The following is a 13,170-nucleotide window of genomic DNA, read 5'->3' as shown; positions in this document are numbered from 1 at the left end:
TACGAGCCGGCGGTGGCACACAGGCGCGCCCCGGCGATGTCCTGAAGGCTGGAGAGAGGCATGACGCTCGGCCAACTCGCGCAGCTCGTGCTGCTCGGCACCATCTGGGGCAGCTCCTACCTGATGATCAAGGTCGCCGTCGCCGGCATTCCGCCCCTGCCGCTGGTCGGCGGCCGGCTAGTGCTGGGGGCCGCCACACTGCTTGTAGTGCTCGCCCTGCGGGGCATCCGGCTGCCGCGCCGCCCGGCCACCTGGGTCGACCTGACGGTGATGGCGCTCACCGGCAACATCGTCCCGTTCCTGCTGATCGCCTGGGGAGAGCAGCACATCGACTCAGGGCTGGCTGCCGTGCTCAACGCCACCACGCCGTTCTTCGCCGTGCTCTTCGCCGTCCTCGCCTTCCGTGCTGAGCGGTTCAGCACCGCCAAGCTGGCCGGGCTGCTGCTCGGCTTCGGCGGCGTGCTCGTCCTCAGCGGCGCCGACCTGGCGACGCTGGCCAGCTCGTCGGCCCAGGGGCAACTCGCGATCCTGCTCTCGAGCGCCTGCTACGGCTTCGGCTTCGCCTACGCTCGGGCGCGCCTGCGCGGCGAGCCGCTGGCGCTCTCGGCCGGGCAGATCCTGGTCGCCAGCGCTCTCCTCGCGCCGCCAACGCTTCTGCTGACCGATCCGCCGGCGCTCGAGCTCACACTGCCCCGGCTGGCGGCCTGGATCGGGCTGGGCGCCGTGAGCAGCGGGCTGGCCTACATCTTGTACTATCGTCTGATCGCGCAGGTGGGAGCGGTGAACGCCTCGCTCTCGACCTATCTCATGCCACCGGTCGGGGTGACGCTGGGCTGGCTCGTCCTCGGCGAGCCGGTCGGTTGGCGCACCGTGGCGGGCGTGGCCGGCATCCTGGCCGGGCTAGCGGTGGTGCAGGGCAAGATTCCGTTCCCGCTGCGCCGGCCGCAACAGTCGGCGGCCTGCGTGGCAGAGCAGTAGGCGGCGCCCGCCGGGAGCCACGACGCCCCGAGGTTCGACGGCTGCGCGCCCGGTCGCGGCCCGGGCATGGCCGGTGAGCGGTCTCAAGGGAGGGTCAGGATCTCCGGGCCGTTGTCGGTGATGGCCACGGTATGCTCGAACTGGGCCGAGAGGCTACCGTCGGCGGTGACGATAGTCCAATGGTCGTCGAGCAGGCGGGTGTCGGGCCTGCCGGCCGCGATCATCGGCTCGATGGTGAGCACCATCCCCGGCCGCAGCAGCGGGCCCTGCCCCGGAGGCCCATAGTGCGGGAGCATCGGCTCTTCGTGCAGCGCGCGGCCGATGCCGTGCCCGTACAGGTCGCGCACCACCGAGAAGCCCGCCGCCTCGACGTGCCGCTGGATCGCCGCGGAGATGTCCGTCAGCCGGTTGCCGGCCCGCGCCTGCTCGATACCGATGTCCAGCGCTTCGCGGCACACCCGCAGCAGCCGCTCGGCTTCGGGGGAGACCCGCCCCACGGGGACGGTGATCGTGGCGTCGCCGTGGAAGCCGCGGTAACGTGCTCCGATATCGATGCCGACGATGTCGCCCTCGCGCAGCACCCGCGGGCCAGGGATGCCGTGGACGACTTCATCGTTGACCGCGACGCAGATCGTCGCCGGGAACCCGCGGTAGCCCTTGAACGACGGGGTCGCGCCGCGGCGGCGGATGTGGCGCTCGGCTAAGGCATCCAGCTCGGCGGTCGTGATTCCGGGGCGCACCGCTTCGCGCAGGAGGAGGAGGGTCTCGGCGACGATCCTGCCAGCTTCGCGCATCAGCTTGAGCTGCTCTGGGCGCTTGAGTAGGATCGGCACGTCCTCTCCTCGATGATGCTCGCGTGGACTGGCCTATACCGGCGGGCCAGCAGGAGCGGATTTTCCTGCGGCCGAGCTAACACATCAGTGTACCACGCGGGAATGAGCTGATCCGGGCAATCCGTCGAGCGATCGATCTCGTATTGCTGTTGAGGGTCGGGCGAGGGGGACGGGACGACGTCGACCCGGACCCGAGCGTTGGTTTAGGAGAGGAGAGCACCCTATGCGACGAGTCATGTTCGCGCTCACCATCGCGCTGTTGGGAGCGCTGTTCACGGCGGTAGCGGCCTCGGCGCAGGAGACCGTCACCGTCAACCTGTCGGAGCAGAGCGATTCAGGGCAGTCGGGGACTGCCACGCTGACAGCGATGGGGAACCAGACGCGGGTGACGATCCAGTTGAGCAACCCGCCTGGCGACACGCCCCAGCCGGCACACATCCACCCGGGTACCTGCGCCAACCTGAACCCGCAGCCACAGTACCCGCTCAACAACGTCGTCAATGGGACCTCGGAGACGGTAGTCGACGTGCCGTTGGCGAACCTGCTCACCGGCAACTTCGCGATCAACGTCCACAAGTCGGGGCAGGAAATCTCCGTCTACGTGGCCTGCGGCGACATCCCGGCCCGAGCCCAGGTCGCCCCGGCCACCGGCCAGCCGCGCGCTGGCACGGCCCAGCTCCCGCTGATCGGCGGGCTGGCTGCCCTCGCCCTGGTGGCGGTCGGCGCCGGGCTCACCCTGCGTCGCGCCCGCGCCTGAGCGCCTGACGTCGAGACCCCTCCCCACCAGCTCCCCAGCCGGTGGGGAGGGGTACGACCCACCGATGGAGGCCCGGGACATGTTTCGTGCCCGCATGCTCGCCCTCCTCGCCCTGCCGCTCGCGCTCACGATCGCCGTCGTGGCCTGCGCTAGTACCGGCAGTGGTACCCAGCCGGCTATGAACACCCCAGCCGCGGCCGGTTCAGCGCCGGCCGCAACGCCGACGCAAGCCGACCGCTCGTACGGCTACGGCGAGCCGTACGGCGGGAGCGACGGCACCAGCACTCCCGCGCCGACCGCCACGCCGACCGCAGCGCCGCCGGCCACCGCGACGCCAGCACCGGCGGCGGCCGCTACCCCGACTGCGGGCCCGACCAGCGGGCAACAGGTCGAAGTAGAAGTCTTCAATTTCGGCTTCAGACCCGCTGAGATCACGATCTCGCCAGGGACGACCGTCGTCTGGATCAACACGAGCCCGACCACCCATACCGTCACCGACAAGGAGCGGCGCTGGGATTCCGGTTTCTTCGAGCAGGGCCAGCGCTTCCAGATGACGTTCGATACGCCGGGCGAGTACGAGTACTGGTGCCTGCTCCACCCGGACATGGAGGGCAAAGTCATCGTGCGCTAGACGCGGCGCCCTCGCCAGGAGCGAGATACCGCCGCAGCAGGACAGCGCGCTCCTCCAGCGGGCGCAGGCAGCAGGTATCGCACTTCTCTCTGCCGGGCAGCCGGTAGTTCAGGCAGCACCCACCGCGTCGCAGGACGAGCCCCGAGCGGCCCTCGCACTCGATTTCGAGGATGCCAGTCCGCGCCTTCGGGCCCGCGAGGGCGACCAGAGCCGGCACCTCGCGGCGCGCGAGCTCCTGGTCTCCGAGCTGCTCGGCCAGCCAGAGCACGACGCTAGCCAGACGATCGACGTAGTTCGCTCGCATCCCGACCAGGCCGAACGGTGCCACCCGGCGCAGCGTCGAGAAGAGCGGCTCGGCGTGCTCGCGCTCGAGCTGGTCGACGAGCTGGCGACGCAGCGCGTCCTCGTCGGCCACGACGAGCACAGCCGGGTGCCCGGCCGCCGGGTCGTCCGGCAGTGCCCAGCAGCGCGGAGAGAGAAACGCCACGCCCTGCCGGAGATGGAGCGCTACCGCGCCGGCCGACAGATCGGGGACGCGCCGCTCCAGGAAGTAGCAGGCCACCGCGCCACACAGCAGGTACCAGAAGTACGCGAGCACCAGAAAGCTCGCCGCGACCTGCCGGTCATCCATCTCGTACCAGCAGCAGAGCTGGTCGAGGAGCTCGCTCACGGCGGACGGGTCGCTCACGATGTCGGCAGCGAGCCACCACCCCTCGGGCGGCAGGCCCCAGCGGGCGCTCACCTGCGGGCACCGCGCGGTGGCCCGGGCCAGCGTCTGCTGGATCGGCGGGGACGAGAGCGAGACGCTCTGCCCGGAGACACCTGTTGGCCGGTACGTCACGCTCCCCTCCACGCTCTCCCTCGCGGCTCTGCCTCCCCGAGCCGCTCCGAGGCCAGCTCGAACTCCAGCGCTCGCCCAGGGAGGACGAGCGGACGGCCAGTCGCGGGGTCGGGGATCACCGTGCTGTCGACGCCGAAGACGTCGCGCACGAGCTCCTGGTCGACGACCTCAGCGGGTGGCCCAGCGGCCACGACGCGACCGTCCTTCATCACCACCAGCTCGTCGGCGTAGCGGCAGGCCTGGTTCAAGTCGTGCAACACCACGACGACAGTCCGGCCCTCGGATCGGCTCAGCTCCCACACCAGGTCGAGCACTTCCACCTGGTGGGCGATGTCGAGGAACGTCGTCGGCTCATCGAGGAGCAAGACCGGGGTCTCCTGAGCCAGCGCCATGGCCAGCCACGCGCGCTGCCGCTGCCCGCCCGAGAGGGTCTCGACCGCGCGCCAGCGCAGGTCGATCACCCCCGTAGCGACCATGGCCCGCTCGACCGCCTGCTGGTCTCGCTCGCTCCACTGGCGGTACCAGCGTTGGTAGGGATAGCGGCCGATGGCGACCAGCTCTTCGACCAGCAACCCCTCAGGCACGGTCGCTCCCTGGGCGAGGAGCGCCAGCCGCCGGGCGAACTCGCGGTGGCTGCTCTCCCAGACTGGCCGCTCGTCGAGGAAGACGATCCCGGCCTCCGGTTTCAACAGCCGGGCGAGCGTCCTGAGTAGCGTCGACTTGCCACAGGCGTTCGGGCCGACAATCGCCGTCACCCGCCCGGCCGGGAGCGAGACGGTGACGTCGCGCAGCACGGGCCGGCGACTGTAGCCACTGGACAGCCGCTCGGCCCGGAGGGCAGCGCGACCGGCTGGCGCGCTGTTCCCCGGAGGCAGCGCGCGGCCGCGTGGCATGCAGACGGGAGACCCCGACGCCGAGGGCACGACTACCTCGCAGGGTACCTCGAAAACGCGCTCCAGCAGCTCCGGGCTCAGCACGCGATCCGGCGGCCCCTGGGCGACGACCTGTCCACCGCGCATGGCGACGACGCAGTCGCTCACCTGCGCCGCGTGGTTCACGTCGTGCACCACCAGGACGACCGTGCGCCCCTCCTCTCGGTTGAGCCAGCGGATGAGCGCGAGCACCTCCTGCTGGTGGGCGATGTCGAGATAGGTCGTCGGCTCGTCGAGCAGCAGCAAGGGAGTCTCCTGCGCCAGCGTCATGGCAATCCAGGCCCGCTGCCGCTGCCCACCCGAGAGCTCGTCGACCGGGACGTCCCGCAGTTCGGTCATGCCGGCCAGCTCCAGCGCCCGCTCGACCGCGACCTGGTCACGCCGGCTCGGTGGCTGGAAAAACGACTGGTGCGGGTACCGCCCGCGGCGCACCAGGTCTTCGACCGTGATCGCCTCCGGGGCCGACGCCTGCTGCGGCAGCAGCGAGAGCCGCCGGGCGACCTCTCTGGTCGGCAGCCGGTGGATGGCCTCGCCGTCCAGCACGACGCAGCCACGCTGGGGAGCGAGGAGCCGCGCCAGCGCGCGCAGCAGCGTGCTCTTCCCGCACCCGTTCGGCCCGATGATCGCGGTCACCGCCTTATCGGGGATCTCCAGCGAGAGCCCGTCGACTACCACGCGGTCGCGCCCGTAGGCGAGCGTGACAGTGTCTGCCAGAAGCCGCGCCATCTCCACCCCCTACAGCCGCGCGTTGACCCGGTAGAGCAGGTACAGGAAGTAGGGCGCGCCCACGGCCGCCGTCACCACTCCCACCGGCAACCCCACCGGCAGCGCGTGCTGGCCTACCATGTCCGCGCCTAGGAGCAGCAGGGCGCCGAGGACGCCGGTGAAAGCAAAGACGCTCCCGCACATCGGCCCGGCCAGCATCCGGGCCAGGTGAGGCACCATCAACGCCACGAAGCCGATCGGCCCGGCCACCGATACCGCTACCGCACTCAGCCCGCAGCCGACCAGGATCAAGGACAGGCGCACGCGCTCCAGCGGCATGCCGACGCTTCGGGCCACCAGGTCACCAGCTTGAATGACCCGCAGCGACCACATCAGGGCGATACCTACCGGCCCCAGCACGGCCAGCGCGAGCGCAAGCGTCCGGACATCGTTCCAGGTGCTGGCGTACACGCTCCCGGTCATCCAGAGCACTGCCCGGCTCGCGTCGTTGATCTCAGCGCGGACGACCATGAAGGACGTCGCGGCTGACAGCGCCGCGTTCACGCCGATGCCGACGAGGATCAGCCGGGGGCCGGCGATATGCCCGCGCCAGCTCAGCAGGTACACGATCGACGCGGCCACGACCGCGCCCGCGAACGCCACCAGCGGGAGCGCGGCGGGCGAGTGCCTGGTGGTGATCCAGAAGACCGCGACGAAGGCCGCGCCGGCGTTGACGCCGATCACGTCCGGCGAGACCAGGGGATTGCGCACCAGTCCCTGGAAGATCGCCCCCGACATGGCGAGCATGGGGCCGATCAGCACGGCGGCGAGGATGCGGGGCAACCGCAAGTCGAGCACGATGAACTGGGCCTCGTCGCTGCCGCTCCCGGAGAGTGCCGCGATGACCGCGGCGAGCGGGAGCCGGTAGCTCCCGAGGGTCAGCGCCCAGGCGCTGAGCGCGAGGAGGGCAGCCAGCGCGAGGCCGGTCATCGCCAGGACGCTGGCATCGACCCGAAAGGCGACCCCGCCCACTCGCACCACCCGCAGCCGGGGACGCCTTTCCGTCTGGGAGGAGACGAGCGCTCGTACCATCACAACTCCGCGACGCGCCGCCGGCGCGCCAGGGCGATCAGGAACGGCGCGCCGACCATGGCAGTGACGATTCCGACCTGCACCTCAGACGGCCGGGCGACGACGCGCCCAGCGATGTCCGCGCTGAGCAGCAGGAGCGGCCCCACCACCAGGCAGTAGGCGAGCACCCAGCGGTAGTCGGGCCCGGTGACCACCCGCACGATGTGGGGCACGGCCAGCCCGACGAAGCCGATGGGGCCGGCCACCGCCACTGAGGCCCCGGCAAGCAGCACGACCAGGAGGGTGACCAGTGCCCGCACCCGTCCGGTGTGCATGCCGAGTGAGCGGGCCGTCTCTTCGCCCAGGCTCAGGATGTTGATCTGATGGCTCAACAGCAGCATGCCAGCCAGACCGAGCAGCAGGAACGGGAGCGCGACGAGAAAGACGCTGAGGTCGCGCCCGGCCAACGACCCCGCGAGCCAGAAGCGCACGACATCGAGCGTCTGCTGGTCGAGCAACAGCAAGGCCGTGAGCCAGGAGCTGAGCAGCGAGGAGACGACGACACCGGCCAGCGCGAGCTTCACCGGCGTCGCCCCACCAGGACCGGCCGACGCGATACCGTACACCAGCATCGCGGCGATCAGCCCGCCGGCGAAGGCGAACCAGACGAACTGGAGCGGATGGGTGAGCTCCCCGAGGTAGACGGCCGTGACCACGCCGAACGCCGCGCCACTGTTCACGCCCAGGATGGAGGGGTCAGCCAGCGGGTTCCTCGTCATCCCTTGCAGCGCGGCCCCAGCGACCGCGAGCGCCGCGCCGACGCCCAGGCCGATCAGCGTGCGCGGCAGCCTGAGCGTGCGCACCACGGTCTGCTCGTACGACTCCGGCGCGTAGCGGACGAGGGCATCGACCGCATCGGCGGTCGTGATGCCGATCGAGCCGATCCGCAGGCTCGCGAGCGCGACCACGCCCAGCGCCACCGCGCAGAGCGCCAGCGTTGCCGAGCGCGTTAGAAGCAGCCCGCGACCGGCCCGCCTGGCCCCGTGGGCGCTCGCTACCATTCCCGGCATCCTTCTAAGTGAGCAGCGCCTGCCATCGGAGTCGCCTCGAGTCTCGGGGCACTCATGGCGCAGCCTCGGTTTCGGGGTCTCCGTCCATCGCAGCCTCGACCATCGGCACGAGGCGATCCAGCAGGAACGGCAAGCTCAGTACGGTGCTGAACTGCAACGCGTCGTCGAGCTGGCCCTCTAGGAAGAGTACGCGCCCCTCCTGCATCGCCCGGAGTCTCCCGAGCAACGGGTCGCTCTCGATCGCAGCCCGCCCGCCTTCTACCCAGGCGAGCTGGTGGAAGACCAGGAGATCCTGGTCGAGCAGGTCTGCGCGCTCGAGGCTGACCGTTCCCCAGAACTGGCCACCGGCAATCTCGTCCAGCTCGGGCGGTACCTCGAAGCCGAGCGCGGTGAAGACGCGCGAGCGCGCATCCTGTGAGGCGACGAAGCCGAACTGCCCGTCACCCCTCGGAGATCCGACGACGACACGCTTGCCAGCCCACTCCGGGTGCCCAGCACGGGCGGCCGCGAACCGGGCTTCGACCTCGGTCACGAGCTCGTGCGCCAGCGCCTCTCGCCCGAGGGCACGCCCTATCAACAGGGTAGCCTCCTGCCAGGGCATGCCGAAATCGATGTACTCGCTGGACTGTGCGAGCGTCGGCGCGATCTGCGCGAGCCGCTGGTATTCCTCTTGCGTGATGCCAGAATAGACCGCGCTGATCAGGTCGGGGCGCAGGGCTGCGACCCGCTCGAAATCGAGCTGACCGAACGGCATGTTCAGCACGTCAGGCGTCGCGTCACCCAGCTCGTCCTGCGCCCAGGGGAAAACCGCATGCGGTTCGTCTCCGAACCAATAGCGCACTGCGATCGGTCGCACTCCCAGCGCCAGGAGCGGATCCTGATCGCTGTAGCCGAGGGCCACGACGCGCTGCGGCTGAGCCGGGATCTCGGTCACGCCGAACTTGTGCTCGATGGCGACCGGAAACGCTGAAGACGCGGCAGTAGCTAGCGGCGTCTCGACCCGCGCCGCCGTCGGAGAGCTGGACACCCCTGCCGGGGCATGTGGAGTTGCGCTCGCTTCGACGCTTGCCGGCGCGGACGCGCTCCCACCCTCGCCCGCCTCCGGTCGGCCATCGCCGCAGGCGGCCAACACGCCGACGACGCTGGCCAGCAGCGCGCCACGCACCAGTGCCCGGCGCGTCAATCGAGCGTCGAGCACCCTCGCACCCTCGAGGCTCAACCCCTTCACCCCGTCAACTCCCTCCCTCTCCTTCCGATCGATCGAGCCTCTCTAGCGACTGTCACGGCGTCGCCCCGGTCGAAGGATCGCCATCGAGCGCGGCCACCAGCAGCGGCAGCAGGTGCTCGAGCGCGTACGGCAAGCTCAACACCGTGCTGAAGCTCAGCGCGCCGTAGAGCGGGTCGTCCAGACCGACGAAGAACAGCGCTCGCCCCTCGCGCGCGGCCCGGAGCTGCTGGTAGAGGGGGTTCGCTTCGATCGCCGCGCGCTCCTCGGGCGTGTTCACCTGGAGGATCAGCGCGTCGGTGTCGAGCAGGCCCAGTTGCTCGCCGCTGATCTGCGCCGAGTCCAGCTCACCGACGACCGCGGCAAGGTCGTCCGGCATTCGGAAGCCGAGCGCGCTGAGGAAGCGCATGGGGGGAGTGTTCGGGCCAACTGCCCAGTACTCGCCGTCGCCGCTCGGCGAGGCCCAGGCGATCGTGGCGCCCTCGAACTGGGGATGCGCAGCCCTCGCGGCGGCAATCTGCGCCTCGACCTCGGCGATCAGCACCTCTGCTCGCTCCGCGCGACCGAGCGCCTGGCCGATGATGCGGGTCTGCTCTTGCCATGGCACGCCGAAGTCCGGGTATTCGCCTGGTTGGGCCACAGTGGGGGCGATACGCGAGAGCGCCTCGTACTCGTCGGCCGTGATACCGGAATGGGTGGCGACGAGAAGATCTGGGCGCAGCGCTGCGATGGCTTCGAAGTCGAGTTCACCGAACGGCATCCGCAAGACGGTGGGCGTGGCATCGCCCAGCTCGTCCTGCGCCCAGGGCCAGACGGCATATGGCTGGTCGCCGAACCACTCCCGCACGGCGATCGGCTTGACGCCAAGGGCGAGCACCGGATCCTGCTCGCTGAAGCCCACGGTGGCAACACGCTGAGGCTGTTCGGGGATCTCTGTGGTGCCGAACTTGTGCCGGATCACGAGGGGGAAGACTGGCTGCTCCTGCGTAGCCGGCGTGGTTCGAGGCGCGGGAGTGGGAGAAGACGGTCGCGATGGAGCCGGCTCGCTGAGCACGGCGGCCGGAGTCGGTGAGGTGGCTTCCGGTGATGTCCCTGGCACTGCCGCCGATTCATTCCCCGCACGACAGCCTGGGAGGAACGCAGCCAGCGAGAGCGCTCCGCCGGCACCAGCGAGCGCGCGCAAGAATCCCCGGCGGGACAGTGCCCGGTGAAGACATGCTCGGTCTGTCCCGGCTATCCACTGTTCCGGTCTGCCTGCCCTCATCGACCACTCCTCACAGGTGGCGCCGGGTCGCTGCCGGCGCCACCAATCCCGACTCCGTTACTCGGGATTACTCTAGCAACGGGCTGCCTGGGTGTCAATGCGCTGGTACAAGAGGATCTGGGCAGGACGGGATGAGCTCGGCCCGGCCGGTGCTACTCCCGGTTAAGTATCCTAGAGCGCCAGGTACCGGACAGAAGGATGACCGGTGCCTGCGGTTGGTCAGCAGAGCGGGAGGAAAGCGCCGAGATGTACTGTCCCTACTGCGGCACCCGCCAGTCGCCCGGTCGGCGCTGCATCGCCTGTGGTGCCTCCTTCGCTCGACTCCCGCCCAATCGACAGCCGCGCTCGACGACGATCGCCCAGCGCCCCCGTCCGGGAACACGCTGGGAGCGACGTGGAGGCATCGGTGGCCGGGCCCTCGGATGCCTGATGACGCTGGTGGTGGCCACGCTCATCTTGATCGCGCTGGCAGCGTTTTTGACTTCCGAGACGGGAAGCCCCACGACGGGGCCACCTGCTGAGCAGAGCCCTCCTCCTTCGCCATCGCTAACCCCCGAGTCCAGGCCAGCGGACACCACACCTACCTCAGGCTCCGAGCAGGTCGTCATCACCGAGGAGGAGCTCAACCGGGAGATCGCGGAGAACCCTCGAGCCTTCGGCCCTGCCCGCAATGTGCGAGCGGAGATCGACCCTTCTGGCATTACCATGCGGTTCACGGCGTATGGGCTCGGCGGCGCGTTCCGCGCGCGGCCGGTCGCGCGCGACGGTACGATCGAGCTGGAGGACGCTCGCGTCGATGGGCCACTGGGACTCGTCGTCGATGCGGACGATCTGCGCTCCCGGCTCACGACCGAGCTGCAGCGGCGGCTCGCCTCCGAGGGAGTAACGGTCGAGGACGTGACCCTGGAGCAGGATCAGCTCGTCGTGACGGTGAACAGGGCGTAGCCCGCCGGCACCAGCACAGGTGCCCGCCGCGAGCGAGCCCGGAGTATGATTTGGACGCTGCGTTGCCGCATCGAGCGAGGAGGCGATGGCAGGGCCGTGGTCGAGGGGCGAGCGAGCACGCCGGCCGAGGTCGTCCGAGCCTCGATCGCCGCGCTGAACCGCGGAGACATCGAGGCCGCGCTCCGCTACTGCGCCGACGATATCGTGGTCTGGGTACCTAGCCCGCAGCTCGACGGGCAGGAGATCCGGGGGAAACAGCAGCTCCGCGCCCTGCTGGAGGCCAGTGAGGCACAGTGGCCCGACATGTGGAGCGCGGTCAAGACGCTGGTGGTCGACGGCGACCACGTCGCGGTCGAACTCGTGGCAGTGGCCACGCACAACGGGCAGCGCATCGCCCAGCCGATGGCCGCCTTCTATACAGTGCGAGAAGGGGTTATCGTCCGGCAGTCCTGCTACTTCGACCTCGCCGCGCTGATCGAGCTCGTCCGGCAGACCGGCTCGTGAGCCGGCTCGCTAGAACTCCTTGAGACGGTCTTCCAGCCGGGCCCAGCGCTCCTGCCGGGGATTGAGGATGCGCGGCCCCTCGGCCTCGATCACGACCGTCTGCGCGTGCCGCGCGCCGGTGCGTCCGGTAATGCTCAGGCCGGGGCGGAGAACCACCACCATCCCCTCTTCCAGCGGCGTGGGAGCATCTGGTCGTAACCACGGCAACTCCCAGCGCGCCAGCCCGATACCGTGCCCGGTCGGCCCGCGCAGTGCCCGGGCCAGCCCCGCGCGCTCGATGACCCGGCGCGCCGCGTTGTCGACCTCGCCGGCAGCGGTTCCGGGAACAGCCACCTCGAGCGCCGCCGCCTGCGCCTGCACCGCCGCCTCGACCCAGCTCACGACATCGCGCAGCGGATCACCGACGAAGAAGGTGCAGCCCGACTTGGCGTGATAGCCAGCGACGCAGGCAGTGAACTCGGCGATGACCACATCGCCCCGGCTGAGCCGCCGGGTGCTCGTGGGGGCAGATGGCAAGGCGGCCCGAACTCCGCTCTGGATGACGCCCTCCAGCGCCGGATGAACCAGCTCGTAGTGCTCCCCGAGCTCGTCCCGCATCAGCCTGGTGACCGAGTGGACGACGTCAGATAGGATCTCGAGCTCGGTGCTCCCGCTCGCCAGCCGGGCGAATGTCCGTTCGAGCGCGATGTCGGCGTATTCGGCCGCTCGCTCGATCAGCGCCAGCTCGGCCGGAGACTTCACACGGCGAAGCTCGCTGGCGAGATCCTGGAGCGCGATCTCGTCCACCTCGGCTGCGATCGCCTGCCAGGCCGCTGCCGGGAGGGTATCGATCAACAGCGGGCCACCGGCCTCGCGGGCCATCCAGCGGTACGGTTCGACATCGTCGAGGTCATCGTCGTAATGGCGCACGTCACGCACCCAGCTCTGCCCTGCCAGCTCCAGATCGGTCGCCGGCACCAGCAGCGCCGCCTTCCCATCGGCCCAGACACAGGCAGCCACCGGGAACGGCGACGGGGAGAGTCCCACTCCAGTCACGTAGCGGATATTGGCCGGATCGAACAGAAGCACGGCATGCCGGTTCAACTCACTCAGGCGGGCGGCGAGCGCGGACACGACCTGACGGTGAAAGGCTTCCCCCAGCACCACAGTGTCCTCCCATCTCTCGATCGATCCCGCCGACCGGGCACCCTCCATCTTGCCCGGCCAGCAGAAGTTTGCCAAGTGCGCCATCCTCGATCCCGCTCAGGCCTGCCGAACGCCGCCAGAGGCGAGGAGCGAGCGGACGATTCACCAGAAATTCACCGAGAAGTACCGCTCTCGCCCCTGGACAAGCAGGCCTGGCTGAGGCATACTAGGAGGTGCCGGGAGAGCGAAGGCGTTCTCCCGCCCCAACCGAGCACACCAGTCTCATCTC

13 protein-coding genes are annotated in these 13,170 nt (G+C 69.8%); 5 read left to right on the top strand and 8 right to left on the bottom strand.

Going from position 1 to position 13,170, the window contains the following annotated elements:
- The first annotated feature begins 60 nt into the window (after window positions 1-60).
- Window positions 61-978: a DMT family transporter gene (locus NET02_RS14265; protein WP_284058103.1), complete on the top strand. Its 918-nt coding sequence runs from the start codon at window positions 61-63 to the stop codon at window positions 976-978.
- Window positions 979-1,061: 83 nt separating this feature from the next.
- Here NET02_RS14265 and map read toward each other — a convergent pair whose 3' ends face one another.
- Window positions 1,062-1,811 (bottom strand): type I methionyl aminopeptidase, encoded by a 750-nt coding sequence (gene map, locus NET02_RS14260; RefSeq protein WP_284058102.1) that lies wholly within the window; start codon window positions 1,809-1,811, stop codon window positions 1,062-1,064.
- Window positions 1,812-2,034: 223 nt separating this feature from the next.
- Here map and NET02_RS14255 point away from each other — a divergent pair, with 223 nt between their 5' ends.
- Together NET02_RS14255 and NET02_RS14250 are read left to right on the top strand one after the other, a co-directional pair.
- Window positions 2,035-2,568 carry a CHRD domain-containing protein gene (locus NET02_RS14255; RefSeq protein ID WP_284058101.1) on the top strand — a complete coding sequence of 178 codons (534 nt, stop codon included), beginning with the start codon at window positions 2,035-2,037 and terminating at the stop codon, window positions 2,566-2,568.
- Between the two features lie 79 nt (window positions 2,569-2,647).
- Window positions 2,648-3,199, top strand: coding sequence for a cupredoxin domain-containing protein (locus NET02_RS14250; RefSeq protein ID WP_284058100.1), 552 nt, complete (start codon window positions 2,648-2,650; stop codon window positions 3,197-3,199).
- On the opposite strand, the gene NET02_RS14245 is transcribed toward NET02_RS14250, so the two are convergent.
- The 6 genes from NET02_RS14245 to NET02_RS14220 all read right to left on the bottom strand — a co-directional run bounded on the left by NET02_RS14245 (window position 3,186) and on the right by NET02_RS14220 (window position 10,307).
- Complete coding sequence (locus NET02_RS14245; protein ID WP_284058099.1) at window positions 3,186-4,040, bottom strand: (2Fe-2S)-binding protein; 855 nt, start codon at window positions 4,038-4,040, stop codon at window positions 3,186-3,188. The two genes, NET02_RS14250 and NET02_RS14245, sit on opposite strands and share 14 nt — an antisense overlap.
- Window positions 4,037-5,698, bottom strand: coding sequence for an ABC transporter ATP-binding protein (locus NET02_RS14240; protein WP_284058098.1), 1,662 nt, complete (start codon window positions 5,696-5,698; stop codon window positions 4,037-4,039). Before NET02_RS14240 ends, NET02_RS14245 begins: the two co-directional genes overlap by 4 nt.
- A 9-nt stretch (window positions 5,699-5,707) precedes the next feature.
- Window positions 5,708-6,769 (bottom strand): FecCD family ABC transporter permease, encoded by a 1,062-nt coding sequence (locus NET02_RS14235; RefSeq protein ID WP_284058097.1) that lies wholly within the window; start codon window positions 6,767-6,769, stop codon window positions 5,708-5,710.
- Window positions 6,769-7,809: a FecCD family ABC transporter permease gene (locus tag NET02_RS14230; protein ID WP_284058096.1), complete on the bottom strand. Its 1,041-nt coding sequence runs from the start codon at window positions 7,807-7,809 to the stop codon at window positions 6,769-6,771. Before NET02_RS14230 ends, NET02_RS14235 begins: the two co-directional genes overlap by 1 nt.
- 61 nt (window positions 7,810-7,870) lie before the next feature.
- The gene (locus NET02_RS14225) at window positions 7,871-9,046 is read right to left on the bottom strand and encodes an iron-siderophore ABC transporter substrate-binding protein (RefSeq protein WP_284058095.1); all 1,176 of its coding nucleotides are present in this window, start codon (window positions 9,044-9,046) and stop codon (window positions 7,871-7,873) included.
- A 52-nt stretch (window positions 9,047-9,098) separates the two neighbouring features.
- Window positions 9,099-10,307: an ABC transporter substrate-binding protein gene (locus NET02_RS14220; protein WP_284058094.1), complete on the bottom strand. Its 1,209-nt coding sequence runs from the start codon at window positions 10,305-10,307 to the stop codon at window positions 9,099-9,101.
- Between the two features lie 246 nt (window positions 10,308-10,553).
- Here NET02_RS14220 and NET02_RS14215 point away from each other — a divergent pair, with 246 nt between their 5' ends.
- On the top strand, window positions 10,554-11,252 hold the full coding sequence (locus NET02_RS14215) for an LmeA family phospholipid-binding protein (RefSeq protein WP_284058093.1): 699 nt from the start codon (window positions 10,554-10,556) through the stop codon (window positions 11,250-11,252).
- Between the two features lie 45 nt (window positions 11,253-11,297).
- On the top strand, window positions 11,298-11,756 hold the full coding sequence (locus NET02_RS14210; RefSeq protein ID WP_284058092.1) for a nuclear transport factor 2 family protein: 459 nt from the start codon (window positions 11,298-11,300) through the stop codon (window positions 11,754-11,756).
- A gap of 9 nt (window positions 11,757-11,765) precedes the next feature.
- Here the strand turns inward: NET02_RS14210 and NET02_RS14205 are convergent, their stop codons facing one another.
- On the bottom strand, window positions 11,766-12,986 hold the full coding sequence (locus tag NET02_RS14205) for a M24 family metallopeptidase (protein WP_284058091.1): 1,221 nt from the start codon (window positions 12,984-12,986) through the stop codon (window positions 11,766-11,768).
- Between the last annotated feature and the right edge of the window lie 184 nt (window positions 12,987-13,170).

It is taken from the genome of Thermalbibacter longus (genome assembly GCF_023806485.1).
GTDB classification, from domain to species: Bacteria; Chloroflexota; Chloroflexia; order Thermomicrobiales; family Thermomicrobiaceae; genus Thermalbibacter; species Thermalbibacter longus.
Note: the sequence above shows the minus strand (reverse complement) of the source record. Positions and strands in the feature narration are given on the sequence as shown.

Coding starts and splice junctions, on each gene's coding strand:
- NET02_RS14265 (WP_284058103.1), top strand. CDS start 61: ATGACGCTCGGCCAACTCGCGCAGCTCGTGCTGCTCGGCACCATCTGG.
- NET02_RS14255 (WP_284058101.1), top strand. CDS start 2,035: ATGCGACGAGTCATGTTCGCGCTCACCATCGCGCTGTTGGGAGCGCTG.
- NET02_RS14250 (WP_284058100.1), top strand. CDS start 2,648: ATGTTTCGTGCCCGCATGCTCGCCCTCCTCGCCCTGCCGCTCGCGCTC.
- NET02_RS14240 (WP_284058098.1), bottom strand. CDS start 5,698: ATGGCGCGGCTTCTGGCAGACACTGTCACGCTCGCCTACGGGCGCGAC.
- NET02_RS14235 (WP_284058097.1), bottom strand. CDS start 6,769: ATGGTACGAGCGCTCGTCTCCTCCCAGACGGAAAGGCGTCCCCGGCTG.
- NET02_RS14230 (WP_284058096.1), bottom strand. CDS start 7,809: ATGGTAGCGAGCGCCCACGGGGCCAGGCGGGCCGGTCGCGGGCTGCTT.
- NET02_RS14220 (WP_284058094.1), bottom strand. CDS start 10,307: ATGAGGGCAGGCAGACCGGAACAGTGGATAGCCGGGACAGACCGAGCA.
- NET02_RS14215 (WP_284058093.1), top strand. CDS start 10,554: ATGTACTGTCCCTACTGCGGCACCCGCCAGTCGCCCGGTCGGCGCTGC.
- NET02_RS14210 (WP_284058092.1), top strand. CDS start 11,298: ATGATTTGGACGCTGCGTTGCCGCATCGAGCGAGGAGGCGATGGCAGG.
- NET02_RS14205 (WP_284058091.1), bottom strand. CDS start 12,986: ATGGCGCACTTGGCAAACTTCTGCTGGCCGGGCAAGATGGAGGGTGCC.